The organism is Pricia sp. (assembly GCF_041745955.1).
Taxonomy (GTDB): Bacteria; Bacteroidota; Bacteroidia; order Flavobacteriales; family Flavobacteriaceae; genus Pricia.
This window is the reverse complement of record NZ_JBGTHY010000440.1, coordinates 1-22037: the sequence shown is the minus strand read 5'-3', so window position 1 is coordinate 22037 and position 22037 is coordinate 1. Positions and strand designations below refer to the sequence as shown.

Below are 22037 nucleotides of genomic sequence, written 5' to 3'. Positions count from 1 at the left end.
GGCGAAACTACATGTACTGCCCCAGCTGTGGTTCCGGAATTATTGGAAACATAACAAGCGCTACACACGGCCCGGTATGAAATCGGTAGGTGAAGATTGTGTGCAATCGCGCAGTGTTCGCAACGGCAGGTACTATTTCTACCACGAAAACGGCGAACAGCTTTTTTGCGAGAACGAGACCAATAATCAACGTATTTATGGTGTGCCGAACGAGGTCGATTACGTGAAGGACGGTATAAACGACCATGTTGTCAACGGAAAACCTACCGTAAACCCCGGCAAGAAAGGGTCGAAGTTGGCAATTTGGCACAGGCTTGAACTGAAAGCGGGTGAAGAAAAAACGATACGGGTACGCCTTCGTAAAAAGAAATTAAAGAATCCGTGGGCCAATTTTGATGAAATATTTGAACAACGAATACGGGAGTGCGATCAATTTTATGGCAATATCATACAGAACGACCTCCCCAAAGACCATCAAGAAATTACAAAAAAGGCCTTCTCGGGTCTGCTTTGGACAAAGCAATTCTATTACTACGACGTTTTCAAATGGCTTTGTGGAGGGCCCGGGGAAGCTACACCGTATCGCTCCGATGCCCGAAATACCGGTTGGCAGCATCTCACCAACCGGCACGTCATCTCCATGCCGGACAAATGGGAATACCCGTGGTACGCCGCTTGGGACCTTGCCTTTCACATGGCATCGTTCGTAGAAATCGACCCCTATTTTGCCAAAGAGCAACTGCTGTTGGTGCTTCGGGAGAGCTACATGCATCCGAACGGACAGATTCCCGCTTACGAGTGGAATTTTAGTGACGTGAATCCGCCCGTGCATTCGTGGGCCGTATGGAATGTCTTTGAAAAGGATAAGAAGCGAACCGGAAAAGGCGATACCGATTTTTTGGAAAAAGCCTTTCATAAACTGACGATCAACTTTACCTGGTGGGTGAACCAAAAGGATAAACACGGAACGAATCTTTTCGACGGAGGATTCTTGGGACTCGATAATATAGGTGTGTTCGACCGAAATCACCTGCCCGCGGGCATTACACGGATGCAGCAGGCCGATGCCACCAGTTGGATGGCCATGTTCACGCTCAATATGCTTAGGATGTCGTTAGAACTGACAAAAACCAATAAAAATTACGAAGAGGCCACAGCCAAATTTTTCAGGCACTTTTTGAATATCGCCTGGGCCATGCATCATATCGGAAAAAACGATATATCACTTTGGGACGATACCGATAACTTTTATTACGATGTGGTCGAAATGTCGAGCGGTAAGACCGATAGGCTGAAGGTACGATCGTTGGTGGGCATCATACCCATGTTCGCAGTGGAAGTAATTCCAAAAGACCTATTTGCCGAATTAAGGGATTTCAAGGTCAGGGCAGCGGAAATTATACGTACCAGACCTGATCTGGCTTCCCTGATTTCACGGATAGAGGAAACCAATGTCGATGGGAAGTACCTCTTTTCCATTATGCGTGGTTTCAGATTGGAGCATTTGCTCAAAAGGCTGCTGGACGAAGATGAGTTTTTATCCGATTATGGCATTCGATCCCTTTCCAAATATCATAAAAAGCATCCTTTCGAATTCCGGCACCATGGTCACCATCAGATTCAGTATGAGCCAGGCGAGAGCCGTTCGAACATGTTCGGCGGCAATTCGAACTGGCGCGGCCCTATTTGGATGCCCCTCAATTATATGATCGTGCAGTCCCTACTTAAATATTATACCTACTACGGACCGGAATATGTCTATGAATTTCCCACGGGCTCGGGCGTCAAACTGAATCTTCGAGAGATTGCCAATGCCCTTACGAAACGACTGATAAAGCTTTTTGAAACCGATAAAGCAGGTAAATTCCACTACCATACCGATGACCCGAACAAGGTTTTCTCAAAGGATGAAAATTTCAAGAAAGAGCACTTCTTTTACGAGTTTTTTGACGGCGATACCGGCAAAGGCCTCGGTGCCTCGCACCAAACTGGATGGACGGCCTTGATCGCCAATTTGATACTGGATATGGAAGCGGATAAAAGGGATATGAAAAAGGATGATGGCCAACTTGAAAATACGGTGGCCGATATTCGGTAAAAGCATGTTGCCCGAAGTCTTGCTTTTAGAATACTGGCTATCGGATAACCTCACATTCCAAAAAAACTGCCAACCGCCACCCCAAAATTTTGGGAGTTTCTATTTTCGAGGCGCCCAAATTTCGTACAGCGCCTCCCCTTTACTGTTCTTGCCGGAATGGTGCCATTCGCCACCTTTCAATTCATAATCGAATTCCAAAGTCGCTCCGACGCGGGAATCGTCCCTTGAAAAGAAATCGATGTTTTCTACGTACGCCCCATCCTCCGAGGAAAACGAACCGCCGCCGGTGCCAAAGAACTCGAAAGTCTCGGTGTTGTAGGCGATCCATTGAAAACGGCCATCCTGAAGAAATTTTAGGGTCTTTCTGGGGTTTTCTTCGCCACGACGTTCTTGGGCTTCATCCGGCCCGCGGGTGGCAAAAAGCCAGGCGCCATCTAAATCTTGCTCCTTTTTCGTTATAGGTGTGAATGTCATTTTTGAGTTCAAATCCAGCACCAAGTTTTTACCGTGCATCTCCATGGGAATGCTCAACACACGCAACGAATCTTTTTCGTAGTTTGAATTGAATTCCAATAGCACTGCTAAACGTTTGCCGGCAGCCACCTCCTCACGCAAGAATCCACCGATTGTCCTAATAAATTTCGGGGGAGATTGCCGGTATTCGGTATAGATCATATAGGTATCATCGATTTTTAGTTCGTGGCGTATGTTATCGGTATCCGAAATATAAACACCGGGCTGGATTTGGGCGTTTATAAAGGCGCCATTTCCCAAAACCAAACAGACTACAATAGGGGCGACGTATTTTTTGTATTCCATGGTTTGCTTATTTATCCTTAAAGATAAAACATATTGTAAGATCGGGGCAAGCCAAAAACACTCTATTCATCGTAAATTTCAGGTCAGCCCTTGTTTTTTGCATTTTTTTGTTTTCATTTGTTACCTTAAATCGAGTCAGCCTATGCACTCAGTCCGATAATGGTGGAATAACTGGTATTGTATAGGCATTGATGCATTTTTTTTTGTAATCGTACTATGAATTTTTAAGAATCACCCTTATATTTTCTTTCCATAAGGAAATTTACACGACCCTGATAGCACATGAACACTAAATATCTTGACCTGATCGATCAGACCTATTATTTCCCGCAAGAGGAATTCAAACTTGACGGCGAATACCTTCGTTTTCACGACATCCCCTTAAATGAACTGGTAGAAAAATACGGTAGTCCGTTAAAGTTCACATACCTGCCGAAGATATCCGACAATATTGGCCGCGCCAAGAACTGGTTCGCCCAAGCTATCGAAAAACATGGGTATAAGGGTAAATACCAATACTGCTATTGCACCAAAAGCGCCCATTTTCAACATGTGCTGCATGAGGCCTTGAAAAACGACATCCATATAGAAACCTCCTCCGCTTTTGACATTAATATTGTTGAAAACCTGAAAAAGGAGGGAAAGATCAAAGACGATACCTACGTCATCTGTAACGGTTTTAAACGAGATCAGTATATCGAGAATATCGCCAGATTGATGAACGGGGGACATAAAAACTGTATCCCCATCATCGACAACTACGAAGAAATAGAACTTTTATCGGAGGCTATCGACCGAGATTTTCAAGTGGGAATACGCATCGCCTCCGAAGAAGAGCCGAAATTCGAGTTTTATACCTCGCGCTTGGGTATCGGGTACAAAAATATAGTGCCGTTCTATGAAAACCAGATCAAGGACAATGATAAGGTGGAGCTGAAAATGCTGCACTTCTTCATCAATACAGGTATTCGTGACAACGCCTATTATTGGAACGAACTCGTAAAATGCCTCAAAGTATATGTGCGGCTGAAAAAGATGTGTCCGACTTTGGATAGCCTGAACATTGGCGGTGGATTTCCTATTAAAAATTCGTTGCACTTTGAATACGATTACCAATACATGGTCGACGAAATCATCAACCAGATCAACATAACCTGTGAGGAAGCCGAGGTGCCGGTACCCCATATTTTCACCGAATTTGGAAGCTTTACGGTCGGTGAAAGTGGTGGTGCCATCTACGAAATCCTCTATCAAAAGCAACAGAACGATCGGGAGAAATGGAACATGATTGATTCGTCGTTCATCACCACCTTGCCCGATACCTGGGCCATCAACAAGCGTTTTATCATGCTCCCCATCAACCGGTGGAACGATGAATATGAGCGTGTGCTTTTGGGCGGACTCACCTGCGACAGCGACGATTATTACAACAGTGAGCAGAATATGGCCGCTATTTATTTGCCGAAATACAAGCGTGATAAACCTTTATATATAGGATTTTTCAATACGGGCGCCTATCAAGAGACCATCGGCGGGTATGGCGGATTGCAGCATTGCCTGATTCCACAACCCAAGCATATTTTGATCGACAGGGATAAAAAGGGAAACCTCACCTATGAACTTTTCAGTCAGGAACAGAAAGCCGAAGATTTTTTAGGGATCTTAGGGTATGGTGCCAAAGGAGATAAAAGCAGGAAAAAGGAAATAGTAAAAGGTAAAAAGGATAAGGTAGGTATAGAAAATTGAATTAAATAGGCAGGTAAAAAAAAGAATAATCATTATAACTTTATTACAATGAACAAATCAAAGAATTACGCCGGCATACCCGACGAATTCGCACAACTGGAAACGGCAAAGGTAGTCTTGATACCCGTGCCATACGACGGTACCAGTACATGGGGCAAAGGGGCTGATAAAGGGCCGCAGGCATTTTTGGATGCTTCAGGGAACATGGAGCTGTATGACATCGAGACCGATAGCGAGGTCTACGAACAAGGCATCCACCTGGCCGATGCCATTACCGAAAACAAATCACCGGAGGCCGTGGTCAATGCGGTACATAAAACGGTAAAGGAGCACATCAAGCGCAACAAGTTCGTAACCCTTTTCGGTGGCGAACATTCTATTTCCATCGGTACCATTCGCGCTTTTAACGAATGTTTCGATAATCTGACCGTACTTCATATTGATGCCCATGCCGATTTGCGGCAGTCATATGATGGTTCGAAATACAATCATGCCTGTGCCGTACACGAGGCCAGCCAGACCACGAATCTCGTACAAGTGGGCATCCGCTCCATGGATGCCATCGAGAAAACCTTTATGGACAAAGAAAAAACCTTCTTCGCCAATGACACGGTCAACGACGAATTTTGGATGGACAAGGTGATAGAGGCGATGACCGATAACGTACTAATCACGTTCGATCTAGATGCGTTGGACCCTTCCATCATGCCGTCGACGGGAACCCCCGAACCGGGCGGATTGTTCTGGTACGAGACCTTGGAGTTCTTAAAACAGGTCTTTGAAGAGAAGAATGTGGTCGGTTTCGATATTGTCGAACTTTGTCCGAATCCGAACGACAGATCCCCCGATTTCTTGGCGGCAAAATTGTATTACAAAATGTTAAGCTATAAATTTATGGGTGAGGCTGCGGACGAGGAATATGACAATACGTATGATGTCGATTACCGATCGGGCAACAACCCTTCAAAATTTGACGATGACGAAGACTAAAGGAGAAATTTCAAAATTTATTGAAAAGTATTACCTGCACTTCAACGCCGCCGCGCTTGTCGATGCCGCTAAGGGCTACGAAGCGCAGCTCGAAAAAGATGGCAAAATGCTGGTTTCCTTAGCGGGGGCGATGTCAACGGCTGAACTGGGCAAGATATTTGCGGAAATAATCCGACAAGATAAAGTGCATATCGTTTCGTGTACAGGGGCTAATTTGGAAGAGGACATTATGAACCTCGTTGCGCATTCGTATTACAAGCGTGTCCCTAATTATCGCGATCTGACCCCACAAGACGAGTGGGACTTATTGGAAAAAGGATTGAACCGCGTGACGGATACCTGTATCCCCGAAGAGGAGGCTTTCCGAAGGATACAAAAGCATATTGTCAAGATATGGAAAGATGCCGAGGCAAAAGGCGAACGCTATCTGCCGCACGAGTACATGTACAAATTGTTGCTTTCGGGAGTACTGGAAGAACACTACGAAATCGATTTAAAAGATTCATGGATGTACGCCGCGGCCGAAAAAAACCTGCCTATCATCTGTCCCGGTTGGGAGGATAGTACCATGGGCAATATTTTCGCATCGTATGTGGTCAAGGGCGAACTGAAGGCAAGCACTATGAAATCCGGAATCGAATACATGACCTTTTTGGCCGATTGGTATACCAACAATTCCGAAAAGGGCATAGGATTCTTTCAGATCGGAGGCGGTATTGCCGGTGACTTTCCCATCTGTGTGGTGCCGATGCTCTATCAAGATCTGGAGCGTACCGATACGCCCTTTTGGAATTATTTCTGCCAGATCAGCGATTCGACGACCAGCTATGGCTCCTATTCCGGCGCGGTGCCCAACGAAAAGATCACTTGGGGGAAACTGGACATCGCTACCCCGAAATTTATAATAGAAAGCGATGCCACCATTGTGGCGCCCTTAATTTTTGCCTATCTTTTAGACTTATGAGTAAACAGAAAAATACAAATTTAAAACGTGTAATCGTCGATTTTAAAAAACTGACGCCCGAAGTGCTCAAACTTTTGGTTGAAAGGTATCCCGATGGTTATGACGATAGGAATATCATCACCTTTAAGAATGCCCAAGGCGAAAGGATAGAGGCCGTTGAGGTACTTACCGAGGATACAAAGTACTTGGTGAAAATCAGTGCCAAGCTCGAATACACCATGGAAAACTATGACGAAGACGACTACGAAGATTTCGAAGACGACGATCCAGATGCCGTAATGCCTCCTGACCCTGAAGCAATGCAAGATGACAATCTTGACGATGATGATGACGATGATGATGAAGATTAACTGAAGGTTTAAACCTCATAATACACCCCAAACGCGCAGCATGATCGCAAAGGATATAGAAAATGTCGAACTGAAGTTTTTAGACCTGAAAGATTATCAGGAACTAAAAACGGCCATGAAGGAGGTCTATAAAAACATACCCGATAATTACTGGGAAGAAAAACAGATCAGATCGCTGATCAAATTGTTTCCCGAAGGGCAAACGGTGATTAAGGTAAACGGGCAATTGGCGGGATGTTCCCTCTCCATTATCGTTGACTACGATCGGTTCGAAGACAATCACACCTATCAAGAGATCACGGGCCAAGAAACTTTCAGCACCCATACCGAAGACGGTGATGTGCTTTATGGTATCGATGTCTTTATCAAGCCCGAATTCCGAGGATTGCGGTTGGGTAGGCGGCTGTACGATTACCGAAAGGAACTTTGCGAGAAGCTGAACCTGAAGAGTATTGCTTTTGGAGGTAGAATTCCCAATTACCATGAATATGCAGATACGTTAACACCCAAAAAGTATATCGAAAAGGTACGGCGCAAAGAAATTCATGATCCAGTACTCAGTTTTCAGATCAACAACGATTTTCATCCCGCAAAAATTATACAGAACTATCTCGATGGTGACGAGGCCTCGAACGACTTTGCGGTATTGATGGAGTGGGATAATATCTACTACCAAAAACCGTCCATAAAGGTCGCGGCCAAGAAAAAGGTAGTGCGTTTGGGATTGATTCAGTGGCAGATGCGGTCGTACAAGAATTTGGACGAACTTTTGGAGCAAGCAGAGTTCTTTATCGATTCCGTTTCCGGATACCGGTCCGATTTCGCCCTGTTTCCTGAATTCTTCAATGCCCCCTTGATGGCGGAGAACAATCACATGCCCGAAGCCGAAGCGATTCGCGAACTTGCGAAACATACCGAGGCCATCGTCCAGAAATTTTCCGAGTTTTCAGTTTCCTACAACATCAATATCATCACCGGAAGTATGCCCGAGATGAAGGGCGATAGCCTTTACAATGTCGGTCATATCTGTAAAAGGGACGGCTCTGTAGAACGCTACGAAAAACTGCATGTTACACCCGATGAAGCGAAAATTTGGGGCATGCAAGGGGGTAAAGGGCTGAAGACCTTTGATACGGATTGCGGGAAGATAGGCGTGCTTATTTGTTATGACGTGGAGTTCCCGGAACTCAGCCGACTCTTGGCCGATGACGGAATGGACATCCTCTTCGTACCCTTTCTGACCGACACCCAAAACGGATTTTCTAGGGTACACCACTGCGCCCAGGCCCGGGCCATCGAAAATGAATGCTACGTGGCGGTGGCAGGAAGTGTCGGCAATCTGCCGAAGGTACAAAACATGGACATCCAATTTGCCCAATCCATGGTTTTTACACCCTGTGACTTTTCGTTTCCGACCAATGGCGTCAAGGCAGAGGCAACGCCCAATGCCGAAATGATCCTGATTGCCGATGTCGATATCGACCTGCTGCGCGAGCTTAACCAGTTCGGTGCCGTGCGGAATCTGAAGGATAGACGGACGGATATTTATGAGGTACGGAGGAAATAAAGGGAGAAGAGCGTCTAGAAAAATTGAGTATGCCGCAAGTTCCCTCACCTAAGTAAATAACTATAATTTGAAGAAAAAACAAACAGATTCCCCTCTTTGCGGGAATGATAATATGGATGATTTAAAGATTATTGGGAGTGACGAATGGTGTGTTTTCAAAAAACTGGGAATACCCGCCATCAAGGCGCGGGTCGATTCAGGTGCAAAGACCTCGTCCATTCATGCATCCAATATCGAAGTATTTAGTAAAGAAGGCGTTGATTGGGTGCGGTTCGAAGTAGATCCCATTCAGGACGATTCTAGCATCTTGATCAAATGTGAGGCCAAGTTGCTCCGCAGTAAAATGATCAAGAGTAGTATGGGAGCCTCCGAAGAACGCCTTATGATACGTACCCCCCTTACCTTGGGGCATGAGACTTTTACCATTAAATTGACCCTTGCCAGTAGGGACACCATGAACTATAGGATGCTTTTGGGTCGAGAAGCGTTGAACAAACGTTATCTTATAAATCCCGCAGAGGACTGTTTTCTTGGTAAGCTTACCCAAGATGAGGTTCTACAAAAGTATTCGCGGATGTCTAATTGAAAATGACGCACATCATCCTAAATTCTACTTCTTTAGATTTCGCAACATCACTTCCGTGGTCTTTTCCAAATCAAATTCCGCTTTCCAGCCCCAATCCGACTGTGCTCGGGAATCATCGATACTGCTGGGCCAAGAATCGGCAATCACCTGTCGGAAATCGGGATTGAACGAAATCTCAAAATGAGGAACCTGCCTTTTGATGCTTTCGGCCATTTCCAAAGGCGTAAAACTCATAGCGGAAAGATTGTAGGAAGACCTTATTTTCACCTGTTCGGCATTGGTATGCATAATCTCTAAGGTAGCCCTTATCGCATCGTCCATAAACATCATGGGCAGCGAAGTATCGGCTTTTAAGAAGCAGGCGTATCTTGCCTCGGCCAAGGCCTTGTGATAAATTTCCACGGCATAGTCGGTAGTGCCGCCGCCGGGCATGGTCTTCCAGCTGATGAGTCCCGGATAGCGAACGCTGCGTACGTCGACCCCGAATTTATGATGATAGTAATCGCACCAGCGTTCACCTGATTGCTTGCTGATACCGTAGACCGTGCTGGGTTCCATGATCGTGCTTTGGGGCGTTTCCGATTTCGGGGTGTTCAGTCCGAAAACCGCGATGCTCGAAGGCCAGAAAATTTTTTCGATTTTCTTCTCCTTGCCTAGATTGAGCACGTTGAATAGCGAATTCATATTAAGGTTCCACGCCCGCATAGGGAATTTCTCCGCGGTCGCGCTCAACATGGCCGCCATAAGATATACTACGTCGATTTCGTAGTAGGCGATGACCTCCTCCAAAGCATCGTAATCGGTAGCGTCAAGAATCTCGAAAGGTCCGGAACCCATCAAATCTTCATTGCCTTCGCGAATGTCGCTGGCGATGATGTTTTCGTTCCCATATTTTTCCCGCAGTGCATAGGTCAGCTCGGTGCCTATCTGTCCACACGCGCCCAATATCAAAATGGATTTTTGCATAGTATCTCGTTATTTGGGTGCTGCACCCAGGATAAGTTCAGGGGGGCAAAGATACCGTTTCCTAAAATTCATATCTTTGATTTATGGTAAGAATCATCCTTTTGGCGCTTTTATGCATAGGTTTCACATCCTGTAAGGAAAAAAAACCGGATTTGGTCTCTGGCGACACCTCTGGGTATGAACTATCCACCAAAAAATGGCCGAAAAAATCGGAAGTCAATGCGGAAGCACAAGACATCTTAAAGGATTGGGTCGAGTACAATGCTTTTGAAACCAGTTTTGACGCACTCTACAACGTTGCGAATCGAGATGACCTGAGTCTTACCATCGAAGACCTGATCGAGAAACAAAATGCCATGGAGGCCTCCAAATACCCGGAAACTTTTGACAAACCACAGGTGAAAAGCCGTCAAAAAGTGTTCAAGACCTATATTTTAAAAGTCAAGGGCGATATCTTCTACCGTATTGATCCCCAAGAATCCGTAGTGGAAATGATAAGGGCCTATAATGCTTTTCGCAACCAGTTCGACGTGGTCGTAAACAATACGTTGGATACCGATTTGATATTGGAGGAGTGAACTCAATTCCCGTCCTTCTTCTTTTTCTTCCCCTTTTTCTCGGGAACAATGCCCTCCTCGGTTTGCGTTTTGACGGAATCGGGTGCGGGCGTCGCAGCAGGCGGGTTCTTGCGCGCCTCCAACGCCTGCTTGCTCAGGCTGGCCAAGTTGAAATTCGGGTCGATGGCGAGCGCCTCGTCGATAAGTGCGACGGCGGCGTCAACGTTATCTTTGTCCTTATTGTATTGAGTTAGGGCCTTAAGATGTAGAAACGCAGCTTTCAAGGGCACCTCGTAAGGCTGTTGCCGTTCGTAGAACGCATATTTCATATCGTCTTTGGCATTGGTGATACCGTATTCGATATTGGCGACCGCCCCTTCGTTGTTACCGGTCTGGATTTTAAGATCGGCCAGTTCGTAGGCTAGATAGGCGTTGGGCTGTCTTTTAAAAAGTTCTTCGAACTGTTCGAGGGCGCGTTTGGGCTGGTTCAGGGCTTTCAACGAAATCGCCTTGACCTGCACCGCCATATCCGAATCGGCGGCATCTTTCTCGATACCGATGGTGTTCAGGGCCTGTAAATGTTGGTTATTGTTGGCATATACGTAGGCAAGGGTATCTTTGCGCTCTTTTGAGGGCGACAACACGTTCAGATGGGTCAAGGCGTTAACGACACCATCGACATCGCCTTGTAGCCGCATTTCTTGATAAAAGGCCTCATAGTGCTTTTGTAGGTCGCTCTTGGTCTGTGCGATCGCTATGTAGCCTACGCTTAAAAATAATAGGACTGCTAATTTTTTCATGTGTTCGGTTTTAATCGGATGTTCATTTCTATTTTCGGTGCGCAAAATTAGTATAATTATTGCTGCCAACCTGTTAAAGAGTTCAAAGAGTGTGCGATAAATGTATGTTAGATAGTATATGGGTGTTGGGTGCCGCCCATAAAAAAAGGACGCCCGAAGGCATCCTCTTTATAGGTTGGTTTGGTTGTTAATAGTTAGGCGACGAGTGACATTTCGTTGCTTTGGTACGACTTTAGAAGTCCGGCGTAAAACGCCACACTCTTTGAATCGTTGTCGATGCAGGTCTTCAGAAAATCACACAGGTTGCGGAACCAGAGATTGGCATGTAAGGTCGGCACGCTGAGATTGATCCTTTTGGGGTCATAATCCCTATCGTCCATTACGATATCCAATGATACCCTTCCTCTGTGATAATCGAAAACGACATCTGCCGCATTGTAATGATTTTTTAGGATCGCTACATGCAGGTTTTCAAATTTTAGGGGAACTTTTTGCTTCGGACAACTTCGGGCGACCAAGTTTTCGATTTCCATCAAAACCCGCCTCCGTAAACTTGAATTTTCCATGGCAAACAGTTTTAAAATTATAAATCAAATTTAGGGTTTAATCGATGAAATGCAGTGGGTATTAACAACAATCGACGGACTTTGTTGTGAAACTACGAATTGGTGTGGTGAACGTCAACTATAACGTTGTAGTGAACTTGAAATCTTTAACATTTGTAAGCGTGTAGGAAGATACTATTTTACCCTTTTTCGGACTATCGGCATCATAATCAGGAATTTGTAATCCTTTTCCGATGGCCTTTGAGGTGTAGTATTTCTGTTTCGTCGGATGGTACGGATAAACTCCGTTTATGGTTTCGCCCCACCAGCTCCGTCGTAGAGTTTCGGTTATGATTTTGATACAATCGTTCAAATGGATAAGATTGACCGGGGCGTTTCCGTGGGATAGGTTCTTTTTTCCCGAAAGCATGGTCACAGGGTGCCTGTCCGGACCGATCAAGCCCCCAAAACGGACGATAGTTGCTCTTAGCGATGGGTCGTTCCGGAAAATATTCTCGGAAACTACCAATTGTTTGCCCGATTCCGTTACCGGTTCGGGCGTTGTCTTTTCGGTCACCTGGCCATCGATATCGCCATATACCGAGGTGCTGCTTATAAAAATGATTTTTTCTATGGAGGATGATTTTACCGCCCCGTGCAGCAGTTGCATCTTTTTGACATAGTTTTCCTTATTGTTCCCTCGCAGTTTGGGCGGAACATTGACGACAAGGCTATCCACTTGTGACAGAAAACCTTCGATATTTCCGTCGATTTCATCCTCCGAGAGCGAGATCAAAAAGGGATGGATACCTTCATTTTTAAGCAATTCTATTTTTTCTTCGGATGTTGTACTGCCATGAACTTCGCATCCATCCGCTATCAAAACCTTTGCCAAGGGAAGCCCCAGCCATCCGCAGCCCATAATGGCTATAGTATTCTTCATATTTCGTATCGTTTGTATTCCTTGGATATAAATTTAGTGGTACCGATAATGTCACATTTCGAATACATACCAACTATTCGGTACGGATTACTCCTTTCCGAATAGCACCGTCTTGACCGTTAAGATGGCGTCGTTCAGCACAAAAGGCATGGGAATGCTGTTCGCCGGCCGTTCGGGAACCTCAAAAAGAGGATGTTCTAAAAGGTCATAAGAAGCTTCATAAATAGTAAGCTTCAGTTTTTCATTTTTAGGGAGGGTCAACCGCAGCTCGGTAGCGTCGTTGTCACTGATGTAATGGGTGATCAACGCGTTCGTCTTTTTATGCTTCAGGTAATACGACGAGAGGGGAATGCCGTTTACCATGGCGGAAGTAATACGCACATCGTTCGTAAAAACTTCGAGCCGATTGACATTTCGTTGCGGAACGATCCGTATGTCGAGCAATCGGTTCTCCCCGATGATGGTATCCCGTTTTTTTTCTATGGATGGGCCACGTATATCCTTGACCGGCGCATCGGCCACATAACTGAATCCCGAAAAGTACTTACTGCCAAGGATGTTTTGGCTTCCTTTTTCAACAGCCTGCTTTTCCGTTCCCAAAAATGCTCCGTTCCAAGCGATCGGTATTTGGTCGTAAGTGGCCCATTGTGCGCTGTTACCATCCTCATTAAAAATATAGACAAGACTGCTCGGCTTGGCATTTTCGATATCGAAACCGGAGTTGAAATGGGCGGAAACCAAACATCCGAGGAAAAGAAAGAAACCGATAGCGGCGAGGGATTTTCTGTTTCTGTAAAATCCGAAAACGGGAAGCAGCAGAAAGAAGGTCAGCGTCGTCAACAATGTCGACGCTACTAGTGCCTTTAGGCCCAACCCGACCGCGAAGCCTTCAATCAAGGGACTGAACAGCCAAAGTGCCGGAAGTGCCAAAAAGACCATCAATAACAGGCTAGGTCGTTTTTGGTTCAAAATGATGTGCCATGAGGCCAATAAACCGAAGACGGGTGCGATAAAAAAACAGGCGCCCTGAAGATAGGTTGCCAACAAGCCGCACAACAATAGCCATAAGGTGAGAGGTGCGACCAACAAATCGGCAACGGCAATTCCGCGGAATTTGTAGTAGACCCCGAAACAGACCGCCACGGAAAATAGCGTAAAAGCGGCAATATAAGTGTGCCCGTTATAGGTAAAACCGTGAAGCATATCTTGATATTGCGGATACACCCGTTTTAGCAACGGCCAGGCAAAGTAACCGATAACCCCGTTAATGGCCAAGGTGATCAGCAGCGGAAGAAATCCGGTGAAAATATCACGGACCTGCAAAGCTCGTCGCCGGAATCCATAAATACTTAGGACTATAAATAGGATGACCGCCCCCCCCAACATCGGCCATATCCATTCAAATGGATAGGAAACCATCCCAAAAAACGGCATGTTGAAATACACAAAGTCGTTCAGACTTTTTAGGTGGTTCAGGTCGGCATCGCCAAAATGATGGAGCAGGGGCATCAGGTAGCTTCCTTGATGGGCCAAGGTGTTTTTGTCGAGCCGTTCGTAAGAATCCTGGGCGGTATGATAGTCGTAGTGGTCGTCGATAAAGGCAAAATTGAAGCCATCGATATCCCTGTTTTCGCGAAAAACGGTCAGATCGGTATCATTGGGCAGCATTTTGTAGATGCTGTAATACAGTGAGTTCGCCATGGGATATTCGGGATGTGCCTCGATAAATTCCCACAGCAGGTTTTGGTTGCCCCGGTTCGTTTCGATAAAAGCATAGCTCGGTCCGCCACTGCCCCGGGCCTCGAAATTCAGCACCAGCCCGACATCCTTGGCCCACGGATGTTTATCTACAAACAGTTGTGCGCCGTTTAGCCCCAATTCTTCCGCATCGGAAAGGAGGACGATGATGTCGTTTTTCGGTTTTTTGCCTGTCGAAAGATAGGCCCGAACGCTCTCCAATAGGGTAGCCACCCCGCTACCGGCATCGCTTGCGCCCAAGGAAGAATGCGGACTACTATCGTAATGCGATAACAAAAGCAGGGCCTTGCCGTCATCGCTGCCATCGATTCGGGCCAGGATGTTTTTAGCTTTGCTCAACTTGGAATCATCCCCGACAGAATAGCCTTCTTGCGTCGAAGTTGTCAGTCCCATTTTCTTCAGTTCGGTACCGATGTAGTTTCGCACTTGCTCATGTGCGCCAAAGCCTACCGGGTGCGGTTTTTTGGAAATGGTCTTTACATGTTTTAGGGCTCTATCCGTTGAAAACAAGGTATCCGAGATTGAAGCGTCGGTCTTATAGACCGGCATTGACGACCGAAAACCCCAGTAGATTGCCAATAGAATGGAAAGAAGGGCTAGTACCGAAGCGATTTTTTTCATGGGTGGAGGTGAAGGATAAAGGTATAAAATTTCGAAAACAGCGCATGTGGTCCGGTATCGCTATCAGGTATTGAAGCGTGCAAAACACCCTGTATTGAGCATTAATATCAAGGTGTTTCGCTTCAAGTAAAAGAATAAAATACCAAATTTACAGTCAAGAGGTTAAATTATTATAAAACGCATTGAAAATTTACCTATCTTTAGTGATTAACGCAAAAACCAAATCGATATGGGAATCAAGAGTTTTATGGGGCCTAGGGCCAAGACAACTACGAAGAAGGAATATAAGGCTCCGATTTTGGTAACCGATTATATGACCCGTAAACTGGTGACCTTTACGCCGGACCAATCCATTTTGGCCGTGATGGAACTGTTTACCAAACACAATATATCGGGTGGCCCGGTGTTGGACGATAACGGATTTTTGGTAGGAATTATTTCCGAGGCCGATTGTATGAAGACCATTTCGGAAAGCCGGTATTTCAATCAGCCTATTTTAGATAAAAGTGTGGAGAAGTTTATGACGAAACAAGTGGAGACCATTCCACACGATATGAGCATATTCGATGCCGCGAACGTTTTCGACAAGCATAATAGAAGACGACTTCCGGTAATGCAAGACGGACTCATAGTTGGCCAGATCAGTAGGAAGGATATTGTGGTTGCGGCCTTAAGGCTAAGTGGGCAGAACTGGTAGAAGAAGCCTATTACCCCCAAAGCTAAACAGGGATAAACCATAGTTTTGTACATAAAAAATGCTTTCCGTTCGGAAGGCATTTTGTTTTATATTCTTGACGTTTCCCTTTTGGGTCTGGGAACCGACTTTCTACTCCCTTTTCACGATCATGTAATACTCGTTTTCCAATGGCAAATACCCCAAATCGTAGACAAAATAATAGATAGTTCCCTTTTTGGTGGTGTAGAGATTCGTAATAAACTCGAAATCGAAACCTTTGTCCATCAGGCGGGTACGCGTGGTTCGGGTCTTGCCCTCGCGTAATGGGAAGCCATCTAAAATCCGGTAATTTTTGCGTAGGCGGTTGTTGATGTTCCGTATCAGGTTCTTGCTGTCTTTGTTGACCTTGTTATGAAAGGCATTGCGGCAGTAGTCGGAGCAGAACTTTTTGTCTACCCGGCCTATGATTTCGGTACCGCATTCCTCACACTTTTTTTTCAAGACCTGCTATTTTTTGTTGCGGATGCATTGTAGCCGCATGCCTCGCACGTTATTTCAAAATCCAATATTTTTGTTGCGATTATATTGGTACTGCATCCTCAGTTTTTCGAAAACCTATTGCTTTTTGTCGCGTATATAATTGAATTTTACTTCTTCGGCGCTTCCATCCTCCTGTTCAATCAATCCATAAATATTGATTTCAGTATCGCTGATTTTTTCAAAAGTGAATCCCTCGAAATACATCCGGTTTCCATCGGTTTTCACGAGTTTGAATCGCTGTACCTCGTCTTTTTCCTCCCATCCTTTTAAATCGCCGTGGAAGTGTTTGAGTTCGAAGACCAAAGTTTCATTTAGCTGCCTGATATGGCCGAATTCGTAGAAGCCGATTTCGCCATCGATTACCAATTTGAAGGAAAACATCATGGAACCTCCCAAAGGCGGACTCCATATTTCTTCGGTAATACCGCCGAACGCCTCTCCCTTCCAGTGGCCTTCCATCCAAGCGATTTCAGTAAGATCGGCTTTTGGAGAGCTGCCGTTTTCCGGAAAGGAAACGGTGTTTTGGGCATAAGAATTCATGCAAATAAAAAGGAGAGATATAATAATAGGTTTCATCGGTCGGACTCTTTAGTGTGCCACAAGATAGGGATTATCCGTTTGCAAATGGATTTTTAATCGGTAAGCCGTTGATTTTGAACGGTAAGCGTACAGAATATTAACTGCAGGTAAATTAGGTGGTACTCGCGGTGTCCGGAATGATTTTAATCCTCGATCATGCCTGCACGTTCGGGCGACCTCACTTCCGGCCAGGAACGCTCTTCGCCAGTTTTTGAATCCGTACCCAAAACCGCTTTCTCCCGGGATGTTTTTTTGGGGTCTTCGCTGGCCTTGTAGGCTAAAATTGCCGTTAAGATCGCATTGTTGCGTACGTCGTCGAAAACAATTTTGTCATAGGTGTCCAAATTCGTGTGCCAAGTATAGTTCCAATAATCCCAACTTAAGGAACTAAGCGAAAATGCCGGTGCCCCTGCGGCAACAAAGGAAGTATAATCGGAACCACCTCCGGCGGGAGAACCTGGAAAAGAGGTTTCGATATGCTGGGTAATGTCTTCCGGAACGGCTTGAAGCCAGCGACCGATAAAGTCGTAGGCATTCAAAAAACCTTGGCCGGTGATGCTGACGACCCTTCCGGTGCCGTTATCCTGATTGAAGAGTGCCTGTAGGTTGTTCACGATTTCAGGATGGTCTTCTACAAAAGCACGGGATCCGTTGAGTCCCTGCTCTTCGCTGCCCCAATGGCCGATTATAATGGTACGTTTCGGATTGGGGTATACTTTTTTAAGGATTCGTGCCGCTTCTAACATGGTGATGGTACCCGTGCCATTGTCGGTCGCTCCAGTGGCCCCGTCCCAAGAATCAAAATGGGCCGAGAGGATGACATATTCATTGGGAAGTTCTTTACCCGGAATGGTGGCAACGGTATTGAAAGTCGGCACTTCACCCAACTCCTTGGACTCGGCGACCACTTTGATTATGGGCGTATCGCCATGTTCTACCATACGATAAAGCATACCATAATCTTCGAGGGACAGATCTGCAACAGGAATCTTTTTGGTATTGGCACTAAAGATTTTGTTCGCTCCAAACCCTTCGGACCAGCGGGATTGGATAATGCCAATGGCACCCGCTTTTTCCAACCCGTCGTTGATGTTTCTGGAAGTATAGCCCATGTTTTTAAAATTCTGTTCCCAGGCATCCTCCTTTTCTTGACGCTCCTTTTTCATTTTCTCGAAGGATGCATGTGTGGCATATTCTTCCCAATTTTCATCAGGTCTTCCCGTTGGCTGTTCCATAGAAACCATCACGAATTTCCCTTTAACATTAGGCAACCATTTTACGAATGCCAAAGAATCGGATACCGTGGGCAAGGCAATTAGATTTCCCGTGACCCCTTTCTTGCCTGTACTAGGGCTCCATGCCAGTTGCATGCCGTTCAACGACACGAGTCGCGGCTCGAGCATATCGATATGGGTAATACCCCTTTCCCAGCCGCGCCATTTGCCCCATTACTCATTTTTAGCTTTGATACCCCATTTTTTATAGGTTTCGACCGCCCATTCGTGGGCATTTTCCATTTGTGGCGTGCCTACCAAACGTGGTCCGATGACATCCATAAGTTCATAGGCGAGCTGTTCCAATTGTGAATTTTCGTTGGCTTCTTTTTGGATGGCTGCTACCATATCATCCGTGGTTTGGGCGGATAGAAAAGGGGTGCAGATGAACAGTGCGATACAGAAATGGACAAGTCGTTTTTTCATAGTTTTAAGCTTAGTGTTAATAGATCCTAATTTAGGAATAAATAAGGGTTGCTTCAATACTCCTGCCACCTGGGAATTCCCGGAATTAAAAATGGCATTGGTGTAAAGCCAAGCCAAAATCCGCGATTGCCCTATACGCCATTTTAGCTTTGGCTTGACACTGGTATACCTTAGCGGGGAAACCTTTGGGGTCTCCGTTGTCAATAACTACCATATCCTATTTTATTAAGGATGCCCTAAAAGCATAAAATCCTATGGCGCATGGCATTTTAATCTGAAGAGGGGATGGTATCCAGAGATCGATAGCGATTTTTCATGACTTTCGTCTTGACTTTATCCTCGGCCACGGCATTTGTAGTAAACATCATCACACCACTTGATTTTCCGGCTAGTCCTCCATTTAGTACCGTTTCAAATTCCAGAGCGGTAACGGTGCCAGGGTCATTATGGGCTTGAACTATCGGCCAGACTTTTGGATAAGCGTTCTTTTTTATATCTAGCTTCTTGCCAAGCCATGCTATATTTTCTTTGACCCAAGCGGGTTTTCTTCCCATTCTCTCATGGTAGACCATGGGAGAGAAAACGTCGACCGTTTTCTTCAAAAGCGTATAGTCCAACCCCAAAATACGCCTTCTGGCGTTGTCGAATTCGTTATCGGTCCATGGGCAATGATAAAGGCCTACAAGTGCGTTTGGCCTAATTTTCTTGGTGATTTCCCGAATCTCCTTGGTCCAGGAATAAATGATTCTACATCTCCAGTCCCGCCACTGCTCTTCATGGTTTTTCAATATCCAGGATGCTTTTTGGGAAGTGGTCCCATTGGCAATTGTTATCCCAAAATCTTTTGAAAAAGTGTTTATACAACTGTTGGAAAAACAGGTTTCGGGCAATATGGGTTCAGGTTCCTCGAACTGGGCGTGCCAATGTACGTAATCCATCCAAACCCCATCGAGTTCATAATCCTCCAATAACTGCCGTAACTGATCCATGCGATATTTTCGAAATTCGGGATCGGTAGGGCATACCCCCATAAACCATGAAGCGGCCTTTACTTTTTCGCCTTTCTCATTAAGGGCCCAGGCCTCTGGATGCTTTTCGACATAGTTTTTACCGTTCAAGGTGGCAAATTCCGCAAACACCATTGCTCCTTCCGATTTGGCCCTCTTTACCATACTGGCCGTCAATGATCCGCTATGGACGAAAATGGAATTGACCCCTAAATCCTTCAGAGTATATCCCCTTTCCCAAAAAGGCGTCGGACTTCCATAGACCCCTTTAATAATTGGGATTTCCGTAGGTTTCTGACCAAAAACAGGCCATGCGGATAGTACCAAACAAATGGGTAGTATATATGTTATTATACCATTCTTCATTCCTTTTTACATTTTGATAGTGATTTAAAGATACGGTTTACACAGGACTCTTGACCATTGAAACCACCAAAACGTTTCGATTTTAAAAATTTATGGGAGTCAAACTGGCCGTATTTTTCCCTACATGGTATGTCCGACCAAACAAACCCTCCCAAAAAATTCGGTACCTTTTTAGGGGTGTACACTCCCAGTGTACTGACGATTCTTGGCCTGATTATGTACCTCCGTTTTGGGTGGGTCGTCGGCAATGTAGGTCTGGGATGGACGGTCGTCATCGTACTTTTGGCGAGTTCCATTACTTTTATTACGGGTCTTAGTGCCTCTGCTATCGCTACCAATATACAGGTAGGGGCCAGGGGCGAATATTTTTTGGTCTCCCGCAGCCTGGGTATGGAAACTGGCGGCCTTTTGCGAAGTGCACTCGGTCACCGATTTTCATAAGGGTTTTGTCGAAATCTCCAAGGGTCATGCGCTGGCAGGGCTGAGTACCAACACCATCCTGTTCTGATGGCCGGACACGGAACAGAAACAGGTCAAGGAATTAAGGGCTATCCGAGAACTCCGCGGGAAGTGAAAAAATATTACCGTATGCAAATTCACTGCAGGTCTGCCCATCGATGGATGATCTTAGCATCTACCCAGAAGATATCTTGGTCACTGATGAAGAAAATGTACTTTCCATTCTTCGAAACAAATTTATAATTCCCGTTTTTTTAGCGGTATCCGTATTCATTAAGGTACAAGCTGTAAAACTATGTTATTTCACTTTGAAGTGTAACCCTCTCGTTTTCAAAATAAAAAAAGTTTACAAACGTTTACAAACGAAAGTAATTATTTCTCAACCGAATAAGATTTGGATTGTGTTCTATGTTTGCCCTGTCGAACGAAAGACGTTTGATTGCATTAACTGTTTAACCTTTAAAACTATTTATTATGAACGCAATTAAGAACAGAGTACAGTTGATCGGTAACTTGGGCCAGGACCCAGAAATCGTAACCTTGGAAAGCGGGAGCAAGCTCGCCAAATTTTCAATTGCAACGAGTGATTACTACAAGAACGCCAACGGTGAAAAAGTAGAGGACACCCAATGGCACAATATCGTCGCCTGGGGAAAGACCGCTGAAATTGTGGAGAGCTATCTGACCAAGGGCAAACAAGTGGCCATAGAGGGCAAATTGATCCATCGTACCTATGAAACCAAGGAAGGTGAGAAGAAATACTTCACCGAAATCAAATGTAACGAACTTTTGATGTTGGGGAAGTAGACCCTGCCAATTGACCATTTATGGAATTGGAAAATTGGAGGTACCAAATCGGCACCTCCAATTCCTCTAATTTCTTGGGTACAGTAAAGGTATCTGAGTATCTGAGTGTGGGTGGATGCCGGAAACAATTTGATATCCTTTAAAGCGTTAAATAGGGTACTCTTGTAATATCTACGCCTTATAACATAATCCATCTAAATTTCCAAAAACCAAATGAAAATAAATCAAGAAGTAACGCTTCCCGATGAAATAATATTGGGAAAAATATACAATATAAGAGGTCAAAAAGTGATGCTTGATAGAGACCTCGCCGAACTTTACGATGTTGAAACGAAACGGTTAAAAGAGGCAGTACGCCGTAACATAAAAAGATTTCCGCCAGATTTCATGTTCGAGATGAACCGAAAAGAACTGCAAAATTGGAGGACGCAATTTGCGTCCTCCAATTAGGATCCAATGGGCTTGCACTATTCGCCTTTCTGTTTTACGGAATAAGGCGTAACCATGTTGTCATGTGTTTTAAGCAGCGATAGGGCCATTGCGGTCAACATCCGAATCATTCGCGTTTTCACCAAAATGCGGGAAGTAATGAC

At 45.2% G+C, this 22037-nt stretch carries 21 protein-coding genes and 1 pseudogene; 12 read left to right on the top strand and 10 right to left on the bottom strand.

Features of this window, described 5'->3' with window-relative positions:
* A partial coding sequence (locus ACEW8S_RS15590; protein WP_373519052.1) for a glucosidase occupies positions 1–2098 on the top strand: 2098 nt, incomplete at its 5' end.
* Positions 2099–2197: 99 nt separating this feature from the next.
* Here the strand turns inward: ACEW8S_RS15590 and ACEW8S_RS15585 are convergent.
* Positions 2198–2917 carry a hypothetical protein gene (locus ACEW8S_RS15585; protein WP_373519051.1) on the bottom strand — a complete coding sequence of 240 codons (720 nt, stop codon included), beginning with the start codon at positions 2915–2917 and terminating at the stop codon, positions 2198–2200.
* Positions 2918–3199: 282 nt separating this feature from the next.
* On the opposite strand from ACEW8S_RS15585, the gene ACEW8S_RS15580 reads away from it, so the two are divergent.
* The 6 genes from ACEW8S_RS15580 to ACEW8S_RS15555 all read left to right on the top strand — a co-directional run bounded on the left by ACEW8S_RS15580 (position 3200) and on the right by ACEW8S_RS15555 (position 9120).
* On the top strand, positions 3200–4663 hold the full coding sequence (locus ACEW8S_RS15580) for an arginine decarboxylase (RefSeq protein WP_373519050.1): 1464 nt from the start codon (positions 3200–3202) through the stop codon (positions 4661–4663).
* 48 nt (positions 4664–4711) lie between these two features.
* On the top strand, positions 4712–5653 hold the full coding sequence (gene speB / locus ACEW8S_RS15575; protein ID WP_373519049.1) for an agmatinase: 942 nt from the start codon (positions 4712–4714) through the stop codon (positions 5651–5653).
* A complete protein-coding gene (locus ACEW8S_RS15570; RefSeq protein ID WP_373519048.1) occupies positions 5640–6617 on the top strand; it encodes a deoxyhypusine synthase family protein in 978 nt (325 codons plus the stop codon). Before speB ends, ACEW8S_RS15570 begins: the two co-directional genes overlap by 14 nt.
* Complete coding sequence (locus tag ACEW8S_RS15565) at positions 6614–6967, top strand: hypothetical protein (protein ID WP_373519047.1); 354 nt, start codon at positions 6614–6616, stop codon at positions 6965–6967. Before ACEW8S_RS15570 ends, ACEW8S_RS15565 begins: the two co-directional genes overlap by 4 nt.
* A 40-nt stretch (positions 6968–7007) precedes the next feature.
* Entirely contained in the window at positions 7008–8534 is a 1527-nt protein-coding gene (locus ACEW8S_RS15560) for a bifunctional GNAT family N-acetyltransferase/carbon-nitrogen hydrolase family protein (RefSeq protein WP_373519046.1), read from the top strand.
* A gap of 67 nt (positions 8535–8601) precedes the next feature.
* The gene (locus ACEW8S_RS15555; RefSeq protein WP_373519045.1) at positions 8602–9120 is read left to right on the top strand and encodes an ATP-dependent zinc protease; all 519 of its coding nucleotides are present in this window, start codon (positions 8602–8604) and stop codon (positions 9118–9120) included.
* A 24-nt stretch (positions 9121–9144) separates the two neighbouring features.
* On the opposite strand, the gene ACEW8S_RS15550 is transcribed toward ACEW8S_RS15555, so the two are convergent.
* Positions 9145–10086, bottom strand: a complete 942-nt coding sequence (locus ACEW8S_RS15550) for an NAD-dependent epimerase/dehydratase family protein (RefSeq protein WP_373519044.1) — start codon at positions 10084–10086, stop codon at positions 9145–9147.
* Positions 10087–10169: 83 nt separating this feature from the next.
* Between ACEW8S_RS15550 and ACEW8S_RS15545 the strand changes: the two genes are divergently transcribed.
* Positions 10170–10664, top strand: coding sequence for a hypothetical protein (locus tag ACEW8S_RS15545; RefSeq protein WP_373519043.1), 495 nt, complete (start codon positions 10170–10172; stop codon positions 10662–10664).
* A 2-nt stretch (positions 10665–10666) separates the two neighbouring features.
* On the opposite strand, the gene ACEW8S_RS15540 is transcribed toward ACEW8S_RS15545, so the two are convergent.
* The 4 genes from ACEW8S_RS15540 to ACEW8S_RS15525 all read right to left on the bottom strand — a co-directional run bounded on the left by ACEW8S_RS15540 (position 10667) and on the right by ACEW8S_RS15525 (position 15310).
* Positions 10667–11443: a hypothetical protein gene (locus ACEW8S_RS15540; protein WP_373519042.1), complete on the bottom strand. Its 777-nt coding sequence runs from the start codon at positions 11441–11443 to the stop codon at positions 10667–10669.
* A gap of 194 nt (positions 11444–11637) precedes the next feature.
* On the bottom strand, positions 11638–12009 hold the full coding sequence (locus ACEW8S_RS15535) for a hypothetical protein (protein WP_373519041.1): 372 nt from the start codon (positions 12007–12009) through the stop codon (positions 11638–11640).
* A 118-nt stretch (positions 12010–12127) separates the two neighbouring features.
* Entirely contained in the window at positions 12128–12931 is an 804-nt protein-coding gene (locus tag ACEW8S_RS15530; RefSeq protein ID WP_373519040.1) for an NAD-dependent epimerase/dehydratase family protein, read from the bottom strand.
* 87 nt (positions 12932–13018) lie between these two features.
* Entirely contained in the window at positions 13019–15310 is a 2292-nt protein-coding gene (locus ACEW8S_RS15525) for a M28 family peptidase (RefSeq protein WP_373519039.1), read from the bottom strand.
* A 229-nt stretch (positions 15311–15539) separates the two neighbouring features.
* Here ACEW8S_RS15525 and ACEW8S_RS15520 point away from each other — a divergent pair, with 229 nt between their 5' ends.
* Positions 15540–16007 carry a CBS domain-containing protein gene (locus tag ACEW8S_RS15520; RefSeq protein ID WP_373519038.1) on the top strand — a complete coding sequence of 156 codons (468 nt, stop codon included), beginning with the start codon at positions 15540–15542 and terminating at the stop codon, positions 16005–16007.
* Positions 16008–16136: 129 nt separating this feature from the next.
* Here the strand turns inward: ACEW8S_RS15520 and ACEW8S_RS15515 are convergent, their stop codons facing one another.
* The 4 genes and pseudogenes from ACEW8S_RS15515 to ACEW8S_RS15500 all read right to left on the bottom strand — a co-directional run bounded on the left by ACEW8S_RS15515 (position 16137) and on the right by ACEW8S_RS15500 (position 20178).
* Entirely contained in the window at positions 16137–16487 is a 351-nt protein-coding gene (locus ACEW8S_RS15515; protein ID WP_373519037.1) for a hypothetical protein, read from the bottom strand.
* A gap of 114 nt (positions 16488–16601) precedes the next feature.
* Positions 16602–17102 carry a DUF6265 family protein gene (locus ACEW8S_RS15510; protein ID WP_373519036.1) on the bottom strand — a complete coding sequence of 167 codons (501 nt, stop codon included), beginning with the start codon at positions 17100–17102 and terminating at the stop codon, positions 16602–16604.
* Between the two features lie 146 nt (positions 17103–17248).
* Positions 17249–18805: pseudogene (locus tag ACEW8S_RS15505) on the bottom strand (M20/M25/M40 family metallo-hydrolase).
* A 269-nt stretch (positions 18806–19074) separates the two neighbouring features.
* Complete coding sequence (locus ACEW8S_RS15500; RefSeq protein ID WP_373519035.1) at positions 19075–20178, bottom strand: hypothetical protein; 1104 nt, start codon at positions 20176–20178, stop codon at positions 19075–19077.
* A gap of 129 nt (positions 20179–20307) precedes the next feature.
* Here ACEW8S_RS15500 and ACEW8S_RS15495 point away from each other — a divergent pair, with 129 nt between their 5' ends.
* From ACEW8S_RS15495 to ACEW8S_RS15485, 3 genes are all read left to right on the top strand, one after another.
* Complete coding sequence (locus ACEW8S_RS15495) at positions 20308–20619, top strand: hypothetical protein (protein WP_373519034.1); 312 nt, start codon at positions 20308–20310, stop codon at positions 20617–20619.
* A 492-nt stretch (positions 20620–21111) separates the two neighbouring features.
* Positions 21112–21444: a single-stranded DNA-binding protein gene (locus tag ACEW8S_RS15490; protein WP_373519033.1), complete on the top strand. Its 333-nt coding sequence runs from the start codon at positions 21112–21114 to the stop codon at positions 21442–21444.
* Positions 21445–21657: 213 nt separating this feature from the next.
* Positions 21658–21894 carry an ORF6N domain-containing protein gene (locus tag ACEW8S_RS15485; protein ID WP_373519032.1) on the top strand — a complete coding sequence of 79 codons (237 nt, stop codon included), beginning with the start codon at positions 21658–21660 and terminating at the stop codon, positions 21892–21894.
* Positions 21895–22037 lie beyond the last annotated feature (143 nt).